We start from the raw sequence: 24,203 nt of genomic DNA on the forward strand, positions 1-24,203 counted from the left end.
TCCCTCCTCTTAACTGTTAAGTGCCGATACCAGAGCTCCTATCTTGTTCCTGCACTCCTCATATTCATTTTCCGGAACAGAATCTCCTGTGATCCCTGCTCCTGCCTGCAGATATACCTTTTCATTTTTTATAACCATGGTTCTAATGGCTATACAGGTATCCATATTCCCTCCATAGGAAAAATACCCCACTGCTCCTCCATATATTCCCCTTCTATTTTTTTCTAATTCCTCTATTATTTCCATAGCCCTTACCTTTGGAGCTCCTGACAATGTTCCCGCCGGCAGGATAGAAGAAAGTACAGAAAAATTGGTTTCCTTCTCTTTTTTCTCCCCTTCAACTAAAGAGACCAGATGCATCACATGGGAATAATTTTGTACTTTCATAAATTGAGTTACCTCTACACTGTCTATCTTTGAAACTTTCCCCACATCATTCCGGGCCAGATCCACCAGCATCACATGTTCCGCTGCCTCCTTTTCATCATTTATCAGGTCTTCTGCCAGAATTCTATCTTCTTCCGGACTTGTCCCTCTTCTCCTTGTTCCTGCTATTGGGCAGGTATATATCTTATTTCCCTTTACTTCCACCAGCATCTCAGGGGAACTTCCAGCTATCTGATAATCTCCAAAATTTATATAAAATAAATATGGAGAGGGGTTTGTAATCCTCAATTTTCTGTATAGGTCAAATGATTTTTCCCTTGTCTCCATCTCCCACCTCTGTGACAATACCACCTGGAATACATCCCCTTCATAGATATATTTTTGTGCTTTCTCTACATTTTTCATAAATTCTTCCTTTGTTATATTCCCTTTTAACCCTCCTTCAAGTCCCCTTTCTTTCTTAGGATCTAATTTCATATCAAGGTCATTTTCCAAGGTCTTTTCCATCTCCATAAATTTAACATCTGCCTTTAATTTTCCCTCTCTATCCGATTCTTCTATCACTGTAAATATAAGATTCTGGTGAAAATGATCAAATACAATCCCTTCTTTAAAAAACATTAAATCTGAATCTGGGGTTCCTATATTATCTGGGTTCTCATCCAATAATTTTTCATATTCCCTGACCATGTCGTATCCTATGGTCCCGTAAGCTCCTCCGATATATACACTTTCCTCATCCTCTAGAGGATATTCTTTTATATAACCCTCCACAATTTCCATAAATTTCTTTCCATCTTTTTTTATCTTTTCACCATCTAACTCATATTCATCTCCATAACTTTTCAGCCTTCTAAATGGATTTTTAGCTATAAACGAATATCTGCCTTTCTTATTGTCCCTGCTTTCAAGGAGCAAGCCCACTTTATCGCCTACATATTTTTTAAAGACAGTAACCGGGGTTTCAATGTCCCCTGTTATTACCCTTGTATAAACTTTCATCTGCCCTTTCTTTTCCATCTTACTCCTCCTTTTTTACTTTTTTTGCCCTGTTCATCTATAAATTTATATAAAAAAAAGCCCCCTCATTATGAATAGGCTTTTCCTCAGAAAAATATAACAAAAAAACCTGCTCATAGTGAACAGGCTGTTAATTTTAAAAAATTAAATTTTATATACAAAAATTAATAGATCGATTTATTGCCTAAACCTGGTCCACGTGTCAAAGCTATTTTATTTGTTGAGTTATCGCTTTTCCACCACCAAGTAATTCTAATCATCTCTATCTCCTCTTTAAATTTTATTACAATCACTATATAATTTAATTTTTATTTTGTCAAACTTTTTTTATATTTTTTATTGTTCACCATAAACTTTTATCTCCTCAACTCCTAGTCTATGATTTATATATTTAGATAAGATAAAAAGGTAGTTCGACAGTTTATTTAAATAGTCAAAAATTACACCATCTACATGGATTCCTGTAGCACTGCAGTAAGTTACCTGTCTGAACAACCTCCTATTTACTGCCCTGGCAATATGAATTTCTGCTCCCAAAAGGCTTCCTCCCTGAAGGATGAATCCGTCAAATTTTCCAACTATCTCCTTATATTTTTTTTCTTTATTTTCGAGAAAACTTATATTTTTTGAAGTTATTTTGGTTTTATTATTCAGAGAATAGCTCACTAAAAAATTATTTTTTTGGATTTCGATTACCTCTTCCACCACCTCCGGCAGATCGATTTTAGCCATGGCTGCAGCCTTTCCTAAATGACAATTCAACTCATCTATGACTCCCTTGGCTTCTATCATATAGTTTATTTTTAACATGATTTTTCATCCATATAGATAAAGCCCCAGAAAATAAATTTCTGAGGCTTTTTCCTTACATTGTATATCTGAATCCTACATAATATCTTCTCTCTGGTGCTGGATAATAATATCTTCCTGACCATGAGCTTTCTCCTACATATTCATAGTATTCTTCATCGGTTAAATTCTTTATTCCTCCGTAAATATCGAAAGAATCATTTATCTTATATGATAAATTAAGATCTAAAGTCGTATAGGAATCTACCTTGCTTTCCTCATTAGTCTCATCACCAAATGCATAAGATGACCCTACATAGTTTAATAGTAAATTAGACTTCAACTTTTCCGTGAAATCATATTTTGCTCCTATGGAGAACTTATGATTAGGCACTCCTGGAGTTTCATTACCTTTATCTTCTCCCCCGTCTATCTTGGATTCTAAATAAGAATAAGATGTAGTCAAGGTTAATTTTTTCATAATTTTTCTCTCAGCCAACAATTCAAAACCTATTTTTTTATTGTCTTCGTCATAGTTAGTATTAGTCCTTGTATTTGAATTATAATATATCTCATCTTTTACTATTTTATGAAATACCGATGCACTGACAAAGGTCTCTGCAATATAATCCTTTACCCCGATCTCAAAGTTTTCCCCAGTTTGAGGTTCTAAATCACTGTTAAACTGGATTCCTCCATAAGTTTGTAAAAGTTCATCCGTTGTAGGAGTCCTGAAATCAGTTCCATAGCTGATAAAAGTTGAACCGGTATCTGAGTATTTATAGTTTAATGCCAGATCATAGATTGTATTATTATACGTCTTATCTTCATCACTTACAGAATATTTAAATTTAGTATGCTGCTGTCTGATTCCCCCTGTGAAATCCAATTTATCCGTAAGACTGTAAGTATCCGATATAAACCCGCCTATACTCTGCTTTTTAGCCCAAGTATCTGTGTTTCTTGAATTTTCAACCTTACCTTCCAGAATATCAAATCCGGCTATAACTTTATTTCTGTCGGTATTATATTTAATTTTAAAATCATTGGATAAGTTATTTGTATCTTTTTCAGTTTCTGATCCCCACATATAAGAATTATAATTATTTTTATAATAATTTACATTATTTATTATCTCTAAATTATCCTGCTTATAGTTATATCCCAGATTAAATCTATGGGATTCATTCTTACCCCAGTCATCCGCTGAGCTAGCCTGTGTTCTGTCATGATCTATTTGATCTTCCGATAACGATCCGGGGAATCCCATATGATCTTTATGATAGTCATATTTTAGTGTTAAGGCATTGGCCTCATTTATCTGATATTTTGTCCCTGCCATTACATCGTCTGATTTTAAGAATGCATTATCCCTGTACCCGTCGGTATTTTTTCTTCCGGCATTTCCAAAAACCTTAAATTTCCCTGCTGTAGTACTAAATCCTACATTTGAATTTAACTGGTTATATGATCCTGCTTCCGTCTGAAGAGTCAAACTGTCTTTTCCTTTACCAGTTTTAGTAATGATATTTACAGCTCCCCCTACGGTATTATCCCCGTAGACTACAGAAGCCCCGCTTGGGATTATCTCTATTTTTTCTACTGTTTCAATAGGTATGCTGTACAGGTTAAAATTCGACATATCGATAGGATTCATCTTTACCCCGTCTAAGATAATAGCTGTATTTCTATTATAATTAGCTCCCTGCCCCCTGATATCGATTACCCCTGTGTTGCTCATCCCCTCACTTATTTTTACTCCTGGTACTGATTTTACTGCTTCCACTACATTTTTAGCTCCGCTTTCCTTTATATCCTCTGCAGTAATTATGGTAATATTTTTAGGTGTATTTCTTACCGTGTTTTCAAAACCGTCTCCGGATATTGTTGTTTCCTCTAATCTGATTACTCCGCTTTCCTCAAAATACTGATCCTCATTCACGTCATTGGCATAAACTGTGCATGCCAAAATAAGGGCTAAAACCCCTGCTCTTTTTATCATCTCTTTTCTCCCCTCAGATTAGGTGTCCTGACTTAGTTTCTTCCTACTCCCATCCCTTCCCAAGGTTTCTCCTCAGTGGTTAATGATGGTTTCGTCCACTTCTACAGTAGTGAAGGCTGTACTAGAATCGCACTAGTTTCCCTATTATTATTCTCTTCGTTCTCAGTTTACAAAAACTATAAAAAAATGTCAAGATATTAACATTTTATTAATTAAAATTTAATTGTTTGCATTTAGTATGTTATCCGAATTTTGTCAGTGTTTAAAGATCAGACCTTCCTTGTGGTTCAACTGAGGAGGTATTAAAAAAATATATTTCTAGACATTTTTATGAATCTATCTTAATATTAGTATGATTATTATAAAAAAGTAAGGTTGAATCTAATCTAGGATTTTATGATTTTTATCTTTCCTAAACTATCAAAAAATATAAAGGAGTCTCATCCATGAAATTAAAAACTTTTTTTATCTTCCTATTTATAGGAAGTTTAGCTACGATCTTTGCCCTGTCAAGGGGGGTCATAAAGATAAACCCCGTGGTCACACTAAAAATTCTTATCAATTCCATTACAGATCATAATTTATTTGAGGTCACTTGGAATCAAAATTTAGAAATAATCCTATTAAAACTCCGGTTGCCTCGTATATTTTTAGCTTTCTTAGTAGGCGGCGGACTCTCCTTGGTTGGAGTCCTTATGCAGGCTCTTACAAAGAACTCCCTTGCCGACCCTTATATCTTAGGAGTTTCCAGTGGGGCTTCTACAGGGGCAGTTTTATCCCTTATCATAGGACTTAACATTGGTGGTTTAGGTACTCCATTTATGGCATTTTTAGGAGCTATTACAGCTTCTGTCCTGGTTTTCAGGATTGCTAATATCGGCGGAAATTATAGTTCTACTAAGCTGGTCCTTACAGGAATTGCCATCTCCTCCATGTTTTCCTCTATTACTACTTTCATCACTTTCTCCGCCCAGAACGGAGATCTGTATACAGCATTATTTTGGATTGTAGGTAGTTTAAGCGGGGCTAAATGGTCATCTATCTATCTTTTGACTGCTTTACTGCTATTTGTCTTTGGAGTAATGATGTTTTTTCATCGGGAACTGGATATTTTACTTTTAGGAGAGGAAAGTTCCAAAATTTTAGGAGTCAACACCAATAAGATAAGGATTATAATTATTCTTACATCTACCCTTCTTACAGGGGTCTTAGTTTCTATAAGTGGTGTCATAGGATTTATCGGTCTTATTATTCCCCATATTTCCAGAAAACTAACCAGTTCCAAACACAGGGTTCTTATACCAGTATCCATATTTTTAGGCGGATTTTTTCTTACTCTGGCTGATACTTTTTCCAGGGTAGTGATGGCTCCCAATGAACTTCCTGTAGGAATTGTCACTTCGTTTTTAGGAGCACCATTCTTTTTATGGATCATGAAAAAAAGTATCTATAATTTTAATAAATAAGGTTGCATCCAGATAATAAAAAATTATTCATGAAAGTGATAAAAAAGTTCCAAGGCTTCCACCCTTAACTGGCTCTGTTTCTTTTTATCTGAAAAAGAAATAGAGGAAAGAAAAGCAGACTTTTTCTAAATGATATTATATGAGTAAGATCATGGATCCCCGTTTCTTAGTGGGATGCCTGATGGGCATGGAGGGTGCGACGAAACTCGCAAAAGATATACTGTGGAGTAGAGTAATATCTAGAAAAAGAATTAAATTCAAAAGAAGGTTTGGTTTTATCTGTATTTAAATGTCAGAATTTAGTCTACAGGAATATCGAGATTGTAATTTCAAACGATCTCTTATATCTGACTAAGTTCAGCTACAGAGTTATATTCATAACTCTAAGTTTCAGTTATGCGTCAAGGCTTTTTAAGTAAAAAAATTATTTACAAATAGGGAGGATAAATTTGAAATTAAAAATTGAAAACTTAAGTTTTGAAATAGATGATACAAAAATTTTAAACGATATAAATTTTGAAATAAAAAAAGGCGAATTTGTTGGGATTATAGGTCCCAATGGCTGCGGTAAGTCTACCCTCTTGAAAAATATATATAATATACTGACTCCTACCAATGGCAGTATTTTCATCGACAACACCCCTATAGATGGTTTTTCCTCCAAGGAGTTAGCCAAGAAAATATCCACCCTCACACAGCATTCAGGGGGAGACTTTGACTTTTCCATTATAGATATCGTTCTCATGGGAAGATATGCTCATTCCTCCATATTTTCTTCTACATCTAAAAAAGATCTCGAGATAGCCAAAGGGGCTTTGGAAAAAGTCGGGTTATCTCATTTTGAAAAGAGGAGCTTTTTGAGCCTTTCCGGCGGAGAACAGCAAAGAGTTATGATTGCCCGTGCCATTGCAGGGGAAAATGATTTCTTTATCTTAGATGAACCTACAAATCACCTGGATATCAGATACCAGTTGGAGATAATGGATATTATGAAATCCCTGGATATCACTATGTTTTCTGCAATCCACGATATGAATATTGCAGCTACATATTGTGATAAACTCATCCTTTTAGAGGAGGGGAATATCATAGCTATCGGTACTCCTGCTGAAGTTTTATCCAAGGAAAATTTTAAAAATGTATTCGGTGTAGAAGTATACCTGTCTAAAAATCCCTATACCAATAAACTGTCTATAAATTATATTCCAAAATGCTTTTCCACTAAATAAATAAAAAGGGTTGTAAGTTAACAACCCTTTTCCCTATTAATAATTTATTTATCCTATATATTTTTTCTATCAAAACCTTCTTCATATAGTTTAGTATATATATTTAAAAAATTATCTGCCCGATAATATTTACTATTTCGTAGCCTCTCTCTCCCAATAATTTTAATCTAGGTTCATTGTTATAAAGAGATATAATCTCTGCAGCCATTGCTGTATAAGATGTGGGAGGAACCCTATCTCTTTATGAGCAGTCAACACACCTTTGCAATCGCCTACATCTGTAGCTATAATAGGTATCTTGGCTGACATAGCTTCTAATACTGGTAGAAGCTGCCCCTCTGCTATTATACAAATCACCTTTTTTTTCATGATTTTACCTCTCTATTCCACATATTTTAAATATATTTTCTAACACCTCAGAGTTATCAATATCCCTTTTTAGGCACTCATAATATATTTTTTTTAATCCTTCTAAGTTATCACTCTCATAGTAAACTTTTGCCATAATTTCGTATATTCTAGAATTGTTTATATATTTTTCTAAAAGTTTTTCCCCTCTTTTTTCTGCCTCCGAATAATTTTTTAAAGTTATATACATACCTAAAATTTTTATATGGTCTTCTAACTCGTCGTCTATTAATATCCGTTCTTCTAAGAGTTTTATATAATCTTCCCTATACACCTTCAGAATTTCCCCCTCTAATATCCCTACCTCTAAATATTTTCCATAAAAACCAATTAAATTTTGGAAATCTTTCCTTAATTTCGATTTATTATATAACTTTTTATATTTTTTTAGCTGTTTTTCAAAATTTTCAGATAACTGATTAAATACAACTGCTGAATAATGCACTACCTCTATATCTTTATCTACCAGACCCTTTTTCAACATTCTTACTCTTATTTTTATATCTCGAGGTTTTAATTTTGTTATAAATTCTTTTTTTTCATCTATTCCTTTAGTATTAGCACCGATTAATTTTAACTCCTCCCTTAACTCCACTTCTTTTAAAAATTTTTCTTTATCTAAATATTTTTCAAAATCAAAACCTTCCTCTACTACCTTAAAATCATTTCCCCTAAAAAAAACTAGATCTATCAGATAGAGAAATATTCCTACAAAGGGAATCGCAACAGTTAATCTATTAGACATAAAAATATCCCTTTTATTATATTGGTTGGGGAAAAATAAAACCAGTGCTACCAACCCGTGTAGGATTAAAAAATTAGAAAATTTTAAACTTTCCAAATAAAAAGCCATATACGTTATCCTGGCTTCTAATATTGTCAATAATAATATTGTTAACTTATACATTCCATCACCTACTTTAATATAATTGATATCTTATTTTTTAAACAAAGGGTACTAACTCCATCATAGACTATCAACCAAATATTAATCCTATTAAATATTTAATCTTCATAATATTCCTCCAAAATACCTATATTTTCTTCCAACATCTTAGATTTCAATAAATTTCCACGCTCTAAAGGGGTAGCAGGAAATATAGTACAAAGGATTTTTTCTTTTTCATAATAACCTGCTATATCCCCACTTCTTGCCACTAATCTTATTTTTTTCAGATCCTCCACCAACATCCTAAATCTAATCGAAACATGAGAAAGTTCAAACATCTCTGTTCTTTTTTTCTCCTCTTTCATTCTATTTTCAAAGAATTTTTCACGCATAATCTTAGTTCCCTTATAATAAATCTCATCTTCTATTTTTTCAGTATAAGATATTGCATTGGAGATCGATTTAGTAGTCCAAGATACCAACATTTCAAAGATTTTTTCTGTATAAATAGTATAGGTTTCATAGGATAGCCTCTCTATATTCAATATTGCTATTACCTCTCCCTTATTTAAAATAGGTGCGTAGAATACTGGAATTTTCAAATTTTCCCCATCTCTCTTACCATACTTTTTATCCTTTATCACCCTACTAAATTCTGGATACTCGGATATTTCTATAGAGCTGGGTAATTTTCTGTTTTCTCCTACAGCCTCCTTGAGCCTCATATATTTTTTTGAACTATCAACAGTGTATAAGGAAATCACCTCTGCATTTATATACGTTCTAAAAACCCCTATTAAATTAGTGATTATCTCCTCAGGATCTAAGATATCCAAGGTATTGGCGATATTGTAAAGAGTTATTACACTTTCTTCAGATTTAATGATATGACCTTTCATACGATTATTTATGTACATTAATTTATTATTATTTTCATACAAACTCTTATAATTTTTATGTAATAGTGATATTTCCTCACTCAATTCACCTAATTTTTCTTTTTGATTATCTTTTATTCTTCCTAGAATAAAGGATATAATATAAAACATTAGGATAAATTTATAGTATTTAAAATCATAAAAAAATACTACAATATTGTGCCCTAACTCTAGATAACTGTAGATATACACAAATGCAGCCATTGTTGCACTTATAATCCCTAAATACATTCCATATCTATACGCCATTATTCCAGTCAAAATAAATAGTGGATGAATATTCAAATTTAGAAATTCTTCTCCCTTTCCCGTTAAGTTTTTAAATAAAAAAAATATTAAAATATAGTAAAAAATATTTTCTAGGAAAAATCTAATATTCTGCCTTCTTTTATCCATTCTCATTCCTCCTTCTCAAAGCTTTTATAGCTATTTATGGCGTTTATTCCACCTCTGCCTCCAAAACAAATATCTGTTCCATTCTGTGGAATTATAATAAAATCTTCCGGGCTCTCCTTTCTTATCTTTAATATCAATTTTTTCATCTATTTCATAAAAACTCTCCTTTCTTTCTTTGTTCATTGATTAGTTAATATCTTCAAAAAAAACATCGATTTTCCTTTTATTTTATATTTTTTATAGGATTTTTTTACTTATTTTAAATTATGTAGATATAGTTTTATTTTTAGGAGGATATAATATGAAAAAACTAATTTTTCTTTCAATTTTAGTATCTCAACTAACGTTTTCTTAAAAAAAAATGGTTTTTATGCCAAGGGAGTAGCAGGAATCACATATAGGTGGTAAAAAAGAGTGTCGAAGTAAACTGTACCCATAGATATCAATGGAACTAAAAAAAGATGACTCCTGTACAATACAAAAATCATCTCAGCCTAACTATACTTTTTTTTAGTTTCCTTGGGTAAAGTTTACATCGGCTCATTTTTTTATCCGTTACCTTAAGAATGATCCCCTTCATCTATAATTTTTGAATCTGTCTCTTTTATATCCTTAGCCAGTATCCCTGCATCGATATCTTCCTCTTCTTCACCTGTAACTTCCTGGTCTTCATCTATAATTTCAGCTTCTATCTCTTTTACATCTTCATCTAGGATCTCTGTATCTTTCCCAAAGAATTTTTTTAGTCTCAGTAAGTGTCCCCTGGGTTCTTTTTCAGGTTCATCCCCCCTCTTAAAGAGTCCGGTTCTTTTTGATCCCATGGTGGGCTCTCCTGCAAAACCTGTTTTGGAATCTATATCCACCAGAACAAGCTCTCCTTTGCTTATATGGTTCTCCATAAACTTAAATTTTCCGGGCTTATAGACATCCTTATCTATCATCTTCTGATAATATTTTCTCCAGAGTGGAGCAGCCAGAGAACCACCGGTAGAACCGGCCGGCATAGATGAATTATCATCATAACCTACATAGAGAGTAGTTACATATTCAGGTGTAATACCAGCATACCAGGCTGATCTGAAATCATTTGTAGTTCCCGTTTTCCCCCCTTGTTCTATAGGGTTCCCTTTCCTATCCTTCACTTTAGCAGTTTTCCCCGAACCATTGGCAACCACACCCTTCATCATGTGTACAAGTAAAGATACATCGGTACTTTTAAAAACCTTCTCCATCTTCACAGGGGTTTCGTAGATTATATGTCCCTCTCTATTCAAAATTTTGGTGATGAATACGGGATTTATCTTATATCCTCCGTTGGAAAAAGGTATGTAGGCAGTGGCCAGCTCATAGGGAGATGTGGTCATTGTCCCCAGAGCAGCAGTAAGATCCTTTGGAATATCCATATGTGCTCCGGTTTTTTCAACAGTTTCAATTACTTCTTTAATTCCTATTTCTTTCAGCAGCTTGATGGCTATTATATTTATAGACTTCTCCATTGCCTCAAGAAGGGTTACATCTCCTGTAAAATTCTTACCGTAATTTTGGGGTTCCCATTTCCCAAACTTAGCCTCCGAGTCTTCCCTCACTGCATTCATAGATATCCCCTTTTCAAGGGCAGTGTAGTAGACAAAAGGTTTAAAGGCAGATCCTGCCTGTCTTTCAGCCCTTATAGCTCTGTTAAAATTTCCGTCCTTAAAGTTTTTCCCCCCTACTATACTCTTTACATAACCATTGCTGGAATCTATGGTTATGAGAGCACCCTGAAGCCTGGGATTATTTTTAAAGGGCTGATATTCATTAAAGGTTTCCAGTGCGATTTTCTGCATCTCAAGATCAAGAGATGTATATACTTGAAGTCCACCTTCGTATACTGTATTTTCATCAAATAACTCAAAGAGCTTTTTTTCTATGATATCGGTAAATTCCGGAGATTTAAGATAATTTCTGCTGCTCTTCTCCTTTATCACAGAGGTAAAGTCATCTCCTTTAAAGTTTTTAGTAAACTCCTTTTCCCCGATGAACTTATGTTTTACAGCCTGCTCATATTCTTTCTGGCTTATGAGATCCTGTTTTTTCATCTGCTTTAGCACCAGACGGGATCTTTTCACTGCATTCTCCAGATTTTTTCTGGGATTATAGTAGGATGGTCTGTTTGGAATTCCTGCCAGCAATGCTGCTTCAGGAAGGTTTAGTTCAGATACCTGCTTCCCAAAGATGGACTCCGATGCTGTTTGGATTCCATAAAACCCGGAACCAAAATAGATTTCATTGATGTATTTTTCCAAGATCTCATCCTTACTGAATTTTTTTTCGATTTCCAAAGCTATAAGAACTTCCTTTACCTTTCTCATGAGCTTTTTTTCATTGCTTAGGAATGCATTTTTGGCCAGCTGCTGGGTAATAGTGCTTCCACCCTGGGCAATTCTTCCCTGAGACAGGTTTACCAGAACAGCTTTTCCCAGCCTTATGGGATCCAGTCCCGGATGTTTGTAAAACCTCTTATCTTCTATAGCCACAAAGGCATCCTTTACATAATCGGGTATTTCATCCATGGTTACCATCTCCCGCATCTCTCTGGAGATGAGATCCACCACCTTTTCATTGGAATCATAAATTGTAGTGGGCACAGAAGGGTCATAGGATTCTACCAATTCCTCAACATTAGGAAGACTTTTAAATGCTCCTATCACAAGAACAAGACCCAAAAGAGACATAGCAGCAAATACTGCTACAGCCCCCACAAAAGAAAATTTAAATAATTTTTTCATAATTTTTACCTCTTTTTATTAAAATATAGTATCTTTATTGAAATATTGTAATATTGTAATATAAAACAGTATCAAAGTATGATACCATTTTTGTTATAAAGAGTCAATTTATGATTCAGCTTTGCAAAAGGAAGGATATAAAAAAGGAGCTAATAAAATATTAACTCCTTTTTTAGTTCCCGGTTGTCGATTAATTCTTAATTAATATATCTCCTGTCATCTCTTTAGGCACTTCTATTCCTAAAACAGTTAATATTGTAGGAGCAAAATCTGCCAATTTCCCGTCTTTTACCAGGGCATCCTTATATCTATTGGATACTAAGATAAACGGTACATCATTGGTTGTGTGGGCAGTAAACGGCACATGGGTCTCTGGATCTTCCATCAGATCTACATTTCCATGATCTGCTGTAACCATAAGTACACCATCTAATTCCAGCATCTTATCTGCAATTTTACCTACACACTCATCCACTACTGCTACAGCCTTTTTAGCTGCCTCAAAGTTTCCAGTATGTCCTACCATATCAGGGTTAGCAAAATTTAATATGATTACATCATATTTATTCTCTTCTAACGCCTCTAATACACCATCTGTCACCTCATATGCACTCATTTCAGGCTTTAAATCGTAGGTAGCTACCTTAGGAGAAGCTACTAATTTTCTATCCTCGCCATCAAAGGCAATTTCCTCCCCTCCATTAAAGAAGAAAGTAACATGGGCATATTTTTCAGTTTCTGCTGTTCTCAATTGGTTCAGGTTATTTTTAGCCAATACCTCACCCAATGTATTTACTATTTTATCATCTGTATAGATGATATCTGCATCGATAGTAGCGTCATATTGTCTCATACACAGTACTTCTATCTCTTTATATTCCCTTTGAAAACCTGTGAACTCCTTATCATTTACAGCTCTTGTGATCTGTCTGGCTCTATCTGGTCTGAAGTTGAAGTTGATAAACACATCTCCATCTTTCAACTGCCCGTCTACACCTTCTATGACTGTGGGCATTACAAATTCATCATTTATTTTATTTGTATATGAATCTTTAACAGCTGTGATCCCGTCTTTTGCAGTATTTCCTATTCCATTAGCCATGGCATCGTAGGCTAACTTTGTTCTGTCATAGTTATTATCCCTGTCCATTGCATAGTATCTACCAGCAACAGTTGCTATCTGGCCTACACCAATCTCAGATATTTTAGCTTCTAATTCTGCTACATATTTATCCGCTGATTGTGGAGGAGTATCCCTTCCGTCAAGGAATGCATGGATATACACTTTTTCTACTCCTGATTTTTTAGCCATCTCTAACAATCCATAAATATGAGTTATATGAGAATGAACTCCACCGTCAGATACCAGTCCTCCTAAATGTACTGCACTATTGTTTTCTTTGGCATGGCTAAATGCCTTTTTTAATGTTTCTATCTCAAAAAACTCTCCATCTTTGATATCCTTTGATATCTTAACCAGTGGCTGGTATATTACCCTTCCTGCTCCTAAATTAAGATGTCCTACCTCTGAGTTACCCATTTGACCATCTGGAAGTCCCACAGCTTCTCCTGCTGCCTTGATCCTAGAATTAGGATAGTCCTTCATCAGCTTGCATATATTTTCCGGGTGCACATCTGCAATTGCATTTTTTTGTTCTTTATGCTCATTTATTCCCCAACCGTCCAATATCATCAGCATAACTGGTTTCTTTGCCATATTAAATCATCTCCTATGTTTTATTTTTTTACCTTTTAAAAACAAGACACGGAATACTCCGTGTCTTGTTTTTATGAAACATCACGTTTCTTATTTACTATTTTCCTGCTGCGATGATACCGTAGAATACTTCTGCATCAAGTGCAGCTCCTCCAACTAATCCACCATCTATATTTTTTTGTGCTAATAATTCCTTTGCATTTTCCGGCTTCATAGATCCACCATACTGGATAGTAACTTCTTCAGCTACGTCATTTCCGTATAATTCTACCAATACACTTCTTACGAATGCATGAGTTTCCTCTGCCATCTCAGGAGTTGCTGTTACCCCAGTTCCGATAGCCCATACCGGCTCATATGCTACGATTACGTTTTTCATATCTTCAACTGATACTCCAGATAATCCACCTTTTAATTGAGTTCCGTTAACTTCATTTGTCTTTCCAGTTTCTCTGTCTTCTAACTGCTCACCGATACATAAGATTGGCTTCAATCCTGCTTTTAATGCAGCTAATACTTTTGCATTTACAATTGCATCTGTTTCACCATACATTGCTCTTCTTTCAGAATGTCCTAGGATTACATATTCTACTCCCAATTCCTTTAACATAGTTGCAGATATTTCTCCTGTAAATGCTCCAGATTCGTTTGCATTCATATTTTCTGCTGCAATTGCGATAGGTGTATTTTCAGTAGCTCTTACTGCAGATTCAAGTGCTGTAAATGGAGCTCCTATGATTACTTCTACTCCACCTAAGTTTTCTCTATCTATTACTAATTCAGCTAATTTCTTCAATGTTTCAGCTGCTTCTTTATGTGTTTTGTTCATCTTCCAGTTTCCTGCAATTATCGTTTTTCTCATTTTATGCCTCCCAAATATTATTTTACTTTTATCTCTACCCAGGTTTCCTTATCACATTGCAATATTTCTTTCGATTAAAAAGAAATATTAGTAATCGTGAAACTCCATCCAAAGGAAGAGTTGTTTTCTTTTAAAATTCTAGCATATAAAATTCCATATTTCAAACATTAAATAGTACACATTTTAATCACAGATGATTAAGTTATTAATCAAATTCCACCCTTCTGTATAAAATCAGATATCCGTAACCTTCCAGTTCTACCCTGATTTTATCTCCCAGGATATTATATCTTTTTCCAGAGTAATAATCTGTATAACCTTTTTCCCCCTGTACCGGCACTTCCACTGTTTTCTTCAGACCCGATCTGTTTATTACTATAATTGCACTTCTGCCCTTATATTCCCTCTTATAAGAAAACACATCTGTCTCCCATATCTTTTCCACACTTCCATCTTCCAGATATTTATCTTTGTCCAGGTCCAGTATCTCTAAATCACCATTTTTAAACAGCTCCATGTCAAAGTTTCTAAATTCAGAAATTTGTCTGTACCAGTCTTCTAAAGTTTTATCTGCCACTACACTATAAGATATTCTATCTTTTATCATGTCCGTTTTAAATATTCCGGCTATTTTATCTCTATTTTTACTGTATTTTTTCAGACTATCGGTTTCATTTTCAAACTTTATATCGTCCCAGATCATTGGTTTTCTGTTGTCAGGAGAATCACCGCCCCACATTGCTTTTTCATTACCATAGTATATAACCGGGCTTCCATCTATAGTTAACTGGATTAAGGCAGCTAATTTTAATTTTTTTATAGCATTTTTGTCGATCAAATCAGGTCTGATATTTATATAATCATCTCTGCCATAACTGTTTAATCGGTCAAATTCCCGATTTGGATTTATCAGACCAGAATAAAATCTGTCGGTATCATAGGATTCTATCAAATTCCACCTGGGAGTTTTAATACTGTAAATTTCCATCCCGCCCTTTACTGTCTCTATACTGCTTCTGCTTTCAAATAAGCCCTCCATCCAGGCTCCCAGTTCATAGGAACCTATGATATCAAAACCATCTTTTCCTAAATTATTTTCATTTTCCTCTGTAGATTCTCCAACCAGGATAAATTCACTGTTTATCTCTAAAAGTGCCTTTTTCCATCTGGTCAAAAAACCTTTGCCGGTCAGGTCATTTTTTACAAAATACCCGTCTATCCCCTTATTTTCATAGCCCTTTACCCATTTTACTGTTGCTGCAATCAGGTAATCCTGCACCGACTTATCCTCTAGATTTAAAAGTATTTTTTTATCTTTATTTTTTAATTCCCCGTTGAGAATAAACCAGTTTTTATATTTTGAACTGTCCCCATTTTTCAACAGATCCCTGTATGCAAAAAATTCTGGAGATACATATGAAAAGTTAATATCCAAGACCACTCTCATATTTTTTTTATGGATCTCATCCACTAAATTTTGAAAAAATTTATCTGAGTTAGTCCAGATATCACTTCCTAAGCCAGTTTCTAATTCTCTGTATGAATTTTTATCTGTAATTCCGTAATCTGGGGAGATATGCCCGTAATCTATGGTATCTAATTTATGACTTGAACTTGAATAATACACAGGGGACAGTTTTATCCCCTCAACTCCTAAATCTTTCAGATAATCCAGTTTATCCATTACCCCCTGGAGGTCCCCCCCATATCTTCTGGTATTTTTTACTGCATAGGTAAAATACCTGTTTTTAGCTTCAATTTCTGAATATGGAGGAGTATTCCAGTCATCTCCCCAATCTGTTACTTCAAACCCCTGGAGGGTTCCATTTGTCTGCCACTTTTCCGGGGAGATCAATTCCGATCTTAAAGTTCCGTCATTTAACCTTCCGCTGGGACTAAAATAATACCCGGGCCCGAATTCTGAATAGATAGGGCTGTTTTTTTCATCTCCATCCCGAAAGCTGTCCACATAGATGGAATACCATACCATTCCCCCAGCCCAGCTGGGGAGTTCCCTCTGTTTATACTCTATAGTATAGGTAAATGCAGTCACATCTTCCGGATAATATGATGATTTTTCCCCATAAAAATATTTAAATCTACCATCTATTATCTCAAAATAATAATTTACGTCTTTTTTGACTGTTTCATTTATGTCGGCTGAAAAAACTTCATACTCCCCACGAAATCCCAGAGATTCCATCTTTTTTGTCTCCCCATCCAATATTAAATTTATCTTTTCTATATCATTTTTTCGTACTCTGATTAATATTTTCAGCTGTTTTTTATCCCCATCACAGATCATATACTTAGTTGTAGATCTATGCTTTAAATCATCTAAAAATACATAACTGTCTCCTTTTTTTGTAACGACAGGAATCGGAGTATCCTCCTTTATCTTTAATATCTCATTGTTTGAGCACCCCATAAGCAGAGTCATTCCCATAATAGTCAACCATTTTTTCATAATTTTACTCCTTTATTGTGCACATAAATTAAGAGTGGTTTCCCACTCTTTTAATTATATTTATATTCGTCTATCTCCTCATCTATAATATCTTTCATATAGGCATCCAGGTTTTCCTGCAAAAATATCAGCTCGCTGCTCATATCGACCTCTAAAAGAGTTAGACCACCGATATAATCACCGCTTTCTGTGCACTCCTGCACCCTTTCTAAGATAGTTCTATATTCTAAAAACATCATATCAAATTCAGGATATCTAAAATCAATAGCTGTATTTTCCTTCATGGAAGCTAAAACATTGTATACCCATTCCAGTCCATTTTCTACCTCTAAGAGGATCTCTACAGCATCTGTAGTTCTATTGCTGTTGAAGCTCCCGGCTATGGCCATAAGGGCATCGAAGTATTTTGAGATGAAACCACTCATTTCTCCTAAAGATTCCAATATAATTATCTTAGGAGATTTACTGATAAATTCCACTACTCCTATCTGTTCCTTATTGAAGTATTCATAATAATCCATGCCTTTTCCATCGATATATACGTCAAATAACATCCTTCCATCCCTCTCTAAAAGATCTGTTACCTCCTCTAATACCCAGGAAAAGCTCTTATCATCTATATTATTCATGGTTATCTCTCTATTATCTAATATAATTTTCATCCTAATTTACCTCATTTTTAAATTTATTTTTTTAGCAGTTTTAGATAAAGCCAAGGTAAATACTACTATCTTTATAGTATCGTTATTATTTTTAATCTCAGTTATAAATTCCTTCATGGTTGAACCTGTCGTTATTATATCATCTATTATTAAAACTTTTTTTAGCCCTTTTAATCTCTCTATTTTAAATGCTGATTTTATGTTTTTTCTTCTAGCCTCCGAATTCAGGAGTTCATACATATGGTTAGTTTCCTTGATCCTGCTGGTTTTTATATAGGAATATCCGCCAAATTTCAAGAGTTCCTCCACCTGGTTAAACCCCCTTTCCATGAGTCTTTTATGACTTACAGGTATTGGGATTATCCCATCTATTTTCTCTTTTTTTATCAGTTTATCCAGTTCTTCCCCTATCAAGCCAAATAGCAGCTCACCTATATAAAGTTTGTTTTTAAACTTATATTCTTCTATTATTTTCTTTAACTTTTCATCATAATTCCAAAGGTAATAGATATCATTGAATCTTTTTAAATTCCCCGTATCTCTTAGGCTTTTATGGCAATTATAACACATATAATGAAGGTTGTCATGGGCTTTTTCAGGACAAAGAATACAGCTATTCTTAAAGAATAGCTGTCTAATGATGCTGTGGTTCAGGCTCTTCATCTTTATCCAGTATCTTGGCTGAATACATCTCTGTGTACCCGCAATTTGAACATATTTTCAGATAATATGTCCCTAATTCCAACCTCAATCCCGGTGTTTTTTCTGCCATAAATGTAGTCTTTACTATATAATCTTCCCCTTCACACTTTAAACATCTAAAATTCATAAACAATCACCCCAAATAGCATTTTCAATATGCTCTATTTCATCCCCTAATATAGATATTATATCGAATCTATAGGGAGTATCCTTTATTTTTTTATCCTTCAAATAAACTGCAGCTGTCTTTATCAGTTTTCTCTGCTTGGATCTGGTAATAGATTCCAGTCCATTTCCATATTCTTCACTTTTTCTATATTTCACCTCTACAAAAACTATTTCGCCCTTTTTTTCATCCCTGCATATGAGGTCTAATTCTCCATATCTGGAATAATAATTTCTTCCCAGCTGGTAATACCCTTTTTCAGCCAGGTAACTCATGGCTATCCCCTCATATTTTGTTCCGACAGCTCTATTGTCCATCTTTTTCTTCCTTCTCCATCTCAGCTTTTTTTTCATTCAATGCACACATGCATATATAACTTACACATAATAAAGCAGTTATCGCTATACTCTGTAATATTATCATGACCATAGTTCCCGCCCCCCGACTCAGAATTATTTACATTACCATATTACTACATATTTTTTTATTTTGAAAATAAAAAATCTTTAAAAAGTTTTAATCCTTTTTAAAGATCTCTATATAGTACGATTTTTTTTATTTTTTACAGATTATCTCATATCTATAAATTCAAAATCTTTTTTTGTGTTAATTCGTATAATTCGTGACTAGTTTTTTTTAAAATCTACTTTCAATTATTTTTTCTCTATATCCAATTTTTTATCTTTTTTCTGAATTATTTATTATCTAAAATAATTTAGGAGCCAGGATCTTAGTCAAAAAACTCTCCCTATGACAACCTACTTTTCCGTGACTTAAAAGTGCTTCCCGGTGCTGTTTTGTCCCATATCCCTTATGTTTTGCAAATCCATATTCAGGATAAAGTTCATCATATTTCACCATAATCCTATCCCTGGTTACTTTGGCTATGATACTTGCAGCTGCGATAGCCAGACTCTTCCCATCACCTTTAATTACAAACTCCTGGGGAGCATCATACTCACGGATCTTATGGTTCCCGTCAATTAAGGCAAGGTCAAATTCTGTTCCCCCGGCCTCTAGATCTTCTACCGCTCTTCTCATAGCAAGAAATGTAGCATTTAAGATATTTATCTGGTCTATCTCCTTTTCATTGGCTATCCCCACACCTACTTCGCAGTTGGCTAAGATTAGGTCAAATAAAAATTCTCTTTTTTTCTCGGTTAATTTTTTCGAGTCATTTATCATATCAAACTCTTCTACATAGTTGATTATCTTTACAGCAGATGCTACTACAGGCCCTGCAAGGGGCCCACGTCCAGCCTCATCTATCCCTATTATACTATCTCCGTATTCCTTGTCAAATTCCAGCATGTTGTTCAAACTTACTCCTCCTCAAAAATTCCTCTAGCAATAGAGGAACCATAGTTAATTTACTTCATTTTTTCAAGTATACCATCAAATAAGAAGGCAACTAGAAAATTTTATCTCTAGCTGCCTCTATGTTTTTCTAACTTCATATTTATAATTTTTCTAATACTCACAAGCCTAATTAAGAATAGAAGAATAAACTTTCTCTTTACGCTTTAGTTTTCTCTAATTCTTGTGAAAACGCCAACAGGGAAGGAGTTAATTTATCCCTTAAACTCCAATCCCAAATTTTCCATTACCTTTTTGAAATCTTCTGGCAGATCTCCTGTAATTTCCATCTTTTCCCCTGTAATAGGATGATCGAATTCTAATTTATATGCATGCAGCATCTGTCTGTCTGCTTTTTTAGAAGCCTTCCCGTATACGTCATCTCCCAGTATTGAGTGATTTAAATATTTCATATGTACCCTTATCTGGTGAGTTCTGCCAGTTTCTAAATCTACCTTTACCAGACTAAAGTATTCAACTTCATTTATTACTTCATAATTAGTTATAGCCGTTCTACCATTGTCTCTGACAACAGTCATCTTCTTTCTGTCTTTACTGTCTCTGCCTATTTGGTTTTCTATCCTACCTTCTTTGTTCTTCAGGTTCCCCTTGCATATGGCAAGATATGTTTTCTTTATAGTCTTATCTTTAAACATCTCCGTTAATTTAAGATGTGCTTCATTGGTTTTTGCTACAATAATAAGCCCGCTTGTATTTTTGTCCAGTCTATGGACTATACCCGGTCTGATTACTCCGCTTATAGTAGACAGGTCTTTTATATGATGCATTATTGCATTTACCAAGGTTCCGCTATGATGTCCTGCTGCCGGATGGATTACCATATCCGGTTTTTTATTTATTATCACAATATGCTCATCTTCATATACTATGTCCAATGGGATATCTTCAGCAACAACATCTAAAACTTCATCTTCTAATACAGTTACCTTTATCTCTTCATTCCCCTTTAATTTATTTCCAGGACGTGTTTTTTTCTTGCCTATGATCTCTACTAATTCATCTTCTATAAGTTTTTGTGTGTATGACTTAGTATACCCCTCTATTTTTTCACTTAAAAAAGCATCCAATCTTGTCCCTTTATCCTCAATCTCAGCTTTTAAATTTAATATCTCTCTTATTTCTCTCATAATTTATATTCTCCTTCTATTTTTTATAACACTAAGTATTCTTTATAATTTTGACACAGCTCACTAAGTAACCGTAAAGATTATTAATTTCTAATAAAACATCTTTACCAGCCCTGCTCCCAGGGCCAGCTGTACCACCATAAGCACCAGTGAGTATATGATCAGCCTTTTCCCGTTAACCAATAAAGTCCTTATATTTATCTTACCGCCTATTCCAATAAGTGCAAACATCAACAGATATTTAAAAGTATAGCTGAATATAAGTTTTAAATATCTAACTCCATCTATATACCACTGCAGATTTATTTTTTCTGTCCCATACTGCAAGGCTGTAAAGATAACTCCCACAACCATGAATCCTTTGACAAAAAAAGGCAGTTTTATTTTTTTTTTCTCCATTTTTTTTTCATCTGTAGATTTTTTCTTTTTTGTTCCGGCTATATAGATTAAAACCAAGGGGAAAAATAATAATTTTCCTGTTTTTATCAGGAGTGCCAGCCCCAAAGATTCCGCTCCAATACTATAAGCTGCAGGTATTATATGGATAAACGAACTCAGAGTCCCGCCTATATATAGAGCAGACTGGGTGGAATCAAAACCTAAAAATCTCGATATACCAGGCATGATCATCATGGCTGTCAGCCCTAAAATATTCATGGCAATGATAGCCAGGGCAAATTCTTCCTCTGGCTCCCCAAGTACTTCTGAAGTTCCGGCTATACTCGCTACCCCTCCAGATCCCAACAGCAATCCAAATTCTTCTTTTTCACCCATAAATTTAGCCACATATTTCCCCGTCAGCAGCAGCATCACAACCATTAAAAACACAAAACCTATAATTTTTACTCCTAAATCCAGAAGAATTATATAATTTACCTTCACTCCTAAACATGTAATTGCTATGGGTAATATTTTTTTGTTGGCAAAATTAAATCCAGGATAAAACTTGTATGCTTTTCTCCCTAAGAATAAATTTCCTACAACTATCCCCAGCATCAATGCTGTATTTATTTCATTCCATCCAAATTTTTTGGATATCCATATAGTCACAACGAGCAGAACTGCAGTTAAACCAAGACCTAATCTATCTTTTTTTACCATCCTCATCTCCTAGCTTTATTTTTTAACAACTAATATTATACCATAATTATGGAGATAATAGTAAAGGCAATTAATAGATACTGGAGAACTGTCATTTTATACTTAGGAGACTGAAAATTTCAAGAGGATTTTTCCCTTTAATCCCATGGCTTCACCTATTTCAATACTGTATGAAGCCACTGCTTCAGAATGCCCCTTTGTATATTTATCATGAAATTCCAATGCTGTGACAAATGATTGGACAATATCCTGTTGAAATTTTTGAGTGGTGATTTCCTTCAAAAAATGATAGAATATAGAAAATTATATCCACTATAGGTTCATTTTGATTAAAAGGGAAATGGGTTAAACCCCCATACGGTCCCGCCACTGTAAAAGTTATGAAACTACATGATCCACTAGATTTTTCTGGGAAGGAGTAGGAGTAAGGTAAAGCTTGAGTCAGGAGACCTGCCTAATGTGTTTTTATTTTTCTTGCGAGGACAAGGAGATGACTTTTACTATGTAAAAAGTTTTTTAGTACCTCAAAGGGTACTTTTTTTATTCTATAAAATATCATAAGGGGTTAAACATATGTCTAAAATAATCATCTATTTCCTCCTATTTATAAGTTCTTATTCTATGAATTATGTAAATATCAGCAGATTAGATACTCTGAGCAGGAAAGGTACTATATTCATGAGTATAAATTCATTTCACAAAATAGGAGTAGATTTAAACAGCTCAAAAGATACATTTATTTTAAATACAGATGTCGGGAAATATTACCTCAAAGGCAGCAGGATCATCACTCCACACAGGGAATACACATATCTGTCTGAACCATTTGTATCCCGGGGAAAATATTATCTTCCATTGGAACTTATTTTAGAATTAAATGGAGCCCACCTGGAAAACAATCGGATCATGAGATCTGTTGAACCTGAAAATCCGGATACTTTTCCTAAAAGGGTTATCTCCCTCTCTCCCGGTATTACAGAAAAAATATTTGCTCTGGGAGGAGAAGATCTCCTGGTAGGAAGAACATCATTTGCTGTATATCCAGAGGAAGTAGAAAATATTGATATTGTGGGAACTATGTTTGAGCCAAATTTGGAGGTCATGCTGGATAAAGATCCGGACATGGTCATCGCAGAGACTCATTTCAGGGAAAAATTGATGCTTACTCTAAATTCCTTGGAGATTGCAGCAACTAAATATCGCAGCCCTACAAATATACCAGAGATTCATAGGAGTATCGTAGATTTAGGAACTCTGCTGGGCAGACGTCCGGAAGCCCGTGGATTAAATGCCTCCTTAAAAGATAAGATCAGCTACACCAGATATATATTGAAAGATCAAGAAATCCCAAGGGTTTATTATGTTTTAGGCAGCGGTAAAACCGATATCACCCCGGGGGGGGATACTTTTATTAACTCCCTCATGGAATTAGCCGGGGGAGATAATATAGCCAGAGAAAAAGACGGATGGAGATATTCCTTGGAGGAGCTGATCCTGAATAATCCGGATATTATTTTTGGAAGCCAGAGAAGTATTGATAATATGTTAATGGAGGAAAACTACCGTTTTTTAACTGCCATTAAAAATAAAAAGTATTATATTATTGCGGATGACAGTATCTTTAATCTCCCCGGCCCCCGTGCTCTTACACAGGGGATCTATGAGATGGTAAAAATATTTCACCCTGAATCAGCTGAAAAATTAAAAAACAAATATTAAAAAGGAGAAAA

Annotated in this window: 23 protein-coding genes and 2 riboswitches; of the genes, 3 read left to right on the forward strand and 20 right to left on the reverse strand. The window is 34.5% G+C overall.

The genetic code is table 11. The annotated features are described in order from the left end of the window. Positions 1 to 9: 9 nt before the first annotated feature. From trpE to DYH56_RS02130, 3 genes are all read right to left on the reverse strand, one after another. Positions 10 to 1,407 carry an anthranilate synthase component I gene (gene trpE / locus DYH56_RS02120; RefSeq protein WP_114641196.1) on the reverse strand — a complete coding sequence of 466 codons (1,398 nt, stop codon included), beginning with the start codon at positions 1,405 to 1,407 and terminating at the stop codon, positions 10 to 12. 336 nt (positions 1,408 to 1,743) lie between these two features. Continuing rightward, positions 1,744 to 2,217: an ATP:cob(I)alamin adenosyltransferase gene (locus DYH56_RS02125; RefSeq protein WP_114641197.1), complete on the reverse strand. Its 474-nt coding sequence runs from the start codon at positions 2,215 to 2,217 to the stop codon at positions 1,744 to 1,746. 55 nt (positions 2,218 to 2,272) lie between these two features. Continuing rightward, positions 2,273 to 4,198, reverse strand: coding sequence for a TonB-dependent receptor (locus DYH56_RS02130; RefSeq protein WP_147269583.1), 1,926 nt, complete (start codon positions 4,196 to 4,198; stop codon positions 2,273 to 2,275). After that, a riboswitch (cobalamin riboswitch) is annotated at positions 4,199 to 4,394 on the reverse strand. Between the two features lie 250 nt (positions 4,395 to 4,644). Here DYH56_RS02130 and DYH56_RS02135 point away from each other — a divergent pair. Both DYH56_RS02135 and DYH56_RS02140 read left to right on the forward strand, forming a co-directional pair. Next, complete coding sequence (locus tag DYH56_RS02135; protein WP_114641198.1) at positions 4,645 to 5,664, forward strand: FecCD family ABC transporter permease; 1,020 nt, start codon at positions 4,645 to 4,647, stop codon at positions 5,662 to 5,664. A gap of 449 nt (positions 5,665 to 6,113) precedes the next feature. Continuing rightward, positions 6,114 to 6,893 carry an ABC transporter ATP-binding protein gene (locus DYH56_RS02140; RefSeq protein WP_114641199.1) on the forward strand — a complete coding sequence of 260 codons (780 nt, stop codon included), beginning with the start codon at positions 6,114 to 6,116 and terminating at the stop codon, positions 6,891 to 6,893. Between the two features lie 162 nt (positions 6,894 to 7,055). On the opposite strand, the gene DYH56_RS02145 is transcribed toward DYH56_RS02140, so the two are convergent. From DYH56_RS02145 to DYH56_RS02215, 17 genes are all read right to left on the reverse strand, one after another. Then, positions 7,056 to 7,262, reverse strand: coding sequence for a hypothetical protein (locus DYH56_RS02145; protein WP_114641200.1), 207 nt, complete (start codon positions 7,260 to 7,262; stop codon positions 7,056 to 7,058). Between the two features lie 4 nt (positions 7,263 to 7,266). After that, entirely contained in the window at positions 7,267 to 8,208 is a 942-nt protein-coding gene (locus DYH56_RS02150) for a tetratricopeptide repeat protein (protein WP_114641201.1), read from the reverse strand. A gap of 98 nt (positions 8,209 to 8,306) precedes the next feature. Beyond that, on the reverse strand, positions 8,307 to 9,524 hold the full coding sequence (locus DYH56_RS02155) for a hypothetical protein (RefSeq protein WP_114641202.1): 1,218 nt from the start codon (positions 9,522 to 9,524) through the stop codon (positions 8,307 to 8,309). Between the two features lie 2 nt (positions 9,525 to 9,526). After that, positions 9,527 to 9,670 carry a hypothetical protein gene (locus DYH56_RS15810; RefSeq protein WP_158539017.1) on the reverse strand — a complete coding sequence of 48 codons (144 nt, stop codon included), beginning with the start codon at positions 9,668 to 9,670 and terminating at the stop codon, positions 9,527 to 9,529. 414 nt (positions 9,671 to 10,084) lie between these two features. Next, a complete protein-coding gene (locus DYH56_RS02160) occupies positions 10,085 to 12,292 on the reverse strand; it encodes a transglycosylase domain-containing protein (protein ID WP_114641203.1) in 2,208 nt (735 codons plus the stop codon). 190 nt (positions 12,293 to 12,482) lie between these two features. Next, a complete protein-coding gene (gene gpmI / locus DYH56_RS02165) occupies positions 12,483 to 14,009 on the reverse strand; it encodes a 2,3-bisphosphoglycerate-independent phosphoglycerate mutase (protein WP_114641204.1) in 1,527 nt (508 codons plus the stop codon). Between the two features lie 97 nt (positions 14,010 to 14,106). Continuing rightward, a complete protein-coding gene (gene tpiA, locus DYH56_RS02170) occupies positions 14,107 to 14,871 on the reverse strand; it encodes a triose-phosphate isomerase (protein WP_114641205.1) in 765 nt (254 codons plus the stop codon). A 205-nt stretch (positions 14,872 to 15,076) separates the two neighbouring features. After that, a complete protein-coding gene (locus DYH56_RS16315; RefSeq protein ID WP_114641206.1) occupies positions 15,077 to 17,338 on the reverse strand; it encodes an alpha amylase N-terminal ig-like domain-containing protein in 2,262 nt (753 codons plus the stop codon). Positions 17,339 to 17,388: 50 nt separating this feature from the next. Next, complete coding sequence (locus DYH56_RS02180) at positions 17,389 to 18,000, reverse strand: DUF8042 domain-containing protein (RefSeq protein WP_114641207.1); 612 nt, start codon at positions 17,998 to 18,000, stop codon at positions 17,389 to 17,391. A gap of 6 nt (positions 18,001 to 18,006) precedes the next feature. Further along, a complete protein-coding gene (locus DYH56_RS02185) occupies positions 18,007 to 18,663 on the reverse strand; it encodes a ComF family protein (RefSeq protein WP_114641208.1) in 657 nt (218 codons plus the stop codon). After that, a complete protein-coding gene (locus DYH56_RS02190) occupies positions 18,635 to 18,829 on the reverse strand; it encodes a zinc ribbon domain-containing protein (protein ID WP_114641209.1) in 195 nt (64 codons plus the stop codon). The genes DYH56_RS02185 and DYH56_RS02190 overlap by 29 nt, the downstream gene beginning before the upstream one ends. Next, a complete protein-coding gene (locus DYH56_RS02195) occupies positions 18,826 to 19,185 on the reverse strand; it encodes a YraN family protein (protein WP_158539018.1) in 360 nt (119 codons plus the stop codon). Before DYH56_RS02195 ends, DYH56_RS02190 begins: the two co-directional genes overlap by 4 nt. Then, positions 19,175 to 19,297, reverse strand: coding sequence for a hypothetical protein (locus tag DYH56_RS16320; protein ID WP_255414665.1), 123 nt, complete (start codon positions 19,295 to 19,297; stop codon positions 19,175 to 19,177). Before DYH56_RS16320 ends, DYH56_RS02195 begins: the two co-directional genes overlap by 11 nt. Positions 19,298 to 19,573: 276 nt before the next feature. After that, entirely contained in the window at positions 19,574 to 20,179 is a 606-nt protein-coding gene (gene rnhB / locus DYH56_RS02200; RefSeq protein ID WP_114641241.1) for a ribonuclease HII, read from the reverse strand. Positions 20,180 to 20,439: 260 nt separating this feature from the next. Next, positions 20,440 to 21,372 (reverse strand): RluA family pseudouridine synthase, encoded by a 933-nt coding sequence (locus DYH56_RS02205; protein WP_114641211.1) that lies wholly within the window; start codon positions 21,370 to 21,372, stop codon positions 20,440 to 20,442. A 90-nt stretch (positions 21,373 to 21,462) separates the two neighbouring features. Continuing rightward, on the reverse strand, positions 21,463 to 22,473 hold the full coding sequence (locus DYH56_RS02210; RefSeq protein ID WP_158539019.1) for a putative sulfate exporter family transporter: 1,011 nt from the start codon (positions 22,471 to 22,473) through the stop codon (positions 21,463 to 21,465). A 102-nt stretch (positions 22,474 to 22,575) separates the two neighbouring features. Further along, positions 22,576 to 22,755 carry a hypothetical protein gene (locus tag DYH56_RS02215; protein WP_114641213.1) on the reverse strand — a complete coding sequence of 60 codons (180 nt, stop codon included), beginning with the start codon at positions 22,753 to 22,755 and terminating at the stop codon, positions 22,576 to 22,578. A gap of 17 nt (positions 22,756 to 22,772) precedes the next feature. Then, positions 22,773 to 22,945: riboswitch (cobalamin riboswitch) on the forward strand. A gap of 101 nt (positions 22,946 to 23,046) precedes the next feature. Here DYH56_RS02215 and DYH56_RS02220 point away from each other — a divergent pair. Continuing rightward, on the forward strand, positions 23,047 to 24,192 hold the full coding sequence (locus DYH56_RS02220; protein WP_114641214.1) for an ABC transporter substrate-binding protein: 1,146 nt from the start codon (positions 23,047 to 23,049) through the stop codon (positions 24,190 to 24,192). The last annotated feature ends 11 nt before the right edge of the window (positions 24,193 to 24,203 follow it).

This window comes from Psychrilyobacter piezotolerans (genome assembly GCF_003391055.1).
GTDB classification, from domain to species: Bacteria; Fusobacteriota; Fusobacteriia; order Fusobacteriales; family Fusobacteriaceae; genus Psychrilyobacter; species Psychrilyobacter piezotolerans.

What these genes read in the sequence shown, in the direction of transcription:
- DYH56_RS02190 (WP_114641209.1), bottom strand. Translation starts at nt 18,829, where the DNA reads ATGAATTTTAGATGTTTAAAGTGTGAAGGGGAAGATTATATAGTAAAG.
- DYH56_RS02155 (WP_114641202.1), bottom strand. Translation starts at nt 9,524, where the DNA reads ATGGATAAAAGAAGGCAGAATATTAGATTTTTCCTAGAAAATATTTTT.
- DYH56_RS02210 (WP_158539019.1), bottom strand. Translation starts at nt 22,473, where the DNA reads ATGGTAAAAAAAGATAGATTAGGTCTTGGTTTAACTGCAGTTCTGCTC.
- DYH56_RS02220 (WP_114641214.1), top strand. Translation starts at nt 23,047, where the DNA reads ATGTCTAAAATAATCATCTATTTCCTCCTATTTATAAGTTCTTATTCT.
- DYH56_RS02150 (WP_114641201.1), bottom strand. Translation starts at nt 8,208, where the DNA reads ATGTATAAGTTAACAATATTATTATTGACAATATTAGAAGCCAGGATA.
- DYH56_RS02185 (WP_114641208.1), bottom strand. Translation starts at nt 18,663, where the DNA reads ATGAAGAGCCTGAACCACAGCATCATTAGACAGCTATTCTTTAAGAAT.
- DYH56_RS02145 (WP_114641200.1), bottom strand. Translation starts at nt 7,262, where the DNA reads ATGAAAAAAAAGGTGATTTGTATAATAGCAGAGGGGCAGCTTCTACCA.
- DYH56_RS16315 (WP_114641206.1), bottom strand. Translation starts at nt 17,338, where the DNA reads ATGAAAAAATGGTTGACTATTATGGGAATGACTCTGCTTATGGGGTGC.
- DYH56_RS02205 (WP_114641211.1), bottom strand. Translation starts at nt 21,372, where the DNA reads ATGAGAGAAATAAGAGAGATATTAAATTTAAAAGCTGAGATTGAGGAT.
- gpmI (WP_114641204.1), bottom strand. Translation starts at nt 14,009, where the DNA reads ATGGCAAAGAAACCAGTTATGCTGATGATATTGGACGGTTGGGGAATA.
- tpiA (WP_114641205.1), bottom strand. Translation starts at nt 14,871, where the DNA reads ATGAGAAAAACGATAATTGCAGGAAACTGGAAGATGAACAAAACACAT.
- DYH56_RS15810 (WP_158539017.1), bottom strand. Translation starts at nt 9,670, where the DNA reads ATGAAAAAATTGATATTAAAGATAAGAAAGGAGAGCCCGGAAGATTTT.
- DYH56_RS02180 (WP_114641207.1), bottom strand. Translation starts at nt 18,000, where the DNA reads ATGAAAATTATATTAGATAATAGAGAGATAACCATGAATAATATAGAT.
- DYH56_RS02125 (WP_114641197.1), bottom strand. Translation starts at nt 2,217, where the DNA reads ATGTTAAAAATAAACTATATGATAGAAGCCAAGGGAGTCATAGATGAG.
- DYH56_RS02135 (WP_114641198.1), top strand. Translation starts at nt 4,645, where the DNA reads ATGAAATTAAAAACTTTTTTTATCTTCCTATTTATAGGAAGTTTAGCT.
- DYH56_RS02160 (WP_114641203.1), bottom strand. Translation starts at nt 12,292, where the DNA reads ATGAAAAAATTATTTAAATTTTCTTTTGTGGGGGCTGTAGCAGTATTT.
- rnhB (WP_114641241.1), bottom strand. Translation starts at nt 20,179, where the DNA reads ATGCTGGAATTTGACAAGGAATACGGAGATAGTATAATAGGGATAGAT.
- trpE (WP_114641196.1), bottom strand. Translation starts at nt 1,407, where the DNA reads ATGGAAAAGAAAGGGCAGATGAAAGTTTATACAAGGGTAATAACAGGG.
- DYH56_RS02130 (WP_147269583.1), bottom strand. Translation starts at nt 4,198, where the DNA reads ATGATAAAAAGAGCAGGGGTTTTAGCCCTTATTTTGGCATGCACAGTT.
- DYH56_RS16320 (WP_255414665.1), bottom strand. Translation starts at nt 19,297, where the DNA reads ATGGTCATGATAATATTACAGAGTATAGCGATAACTGCTTTATTATGT.
- DYH56_RS02195 (WP_158539018.1), bottom strand. Translation starts at nt 19,185, where the DNA reads ATGGACAATAGAGCTGTCGGAACAAAATATGAGGGGATAGCCATGAGT.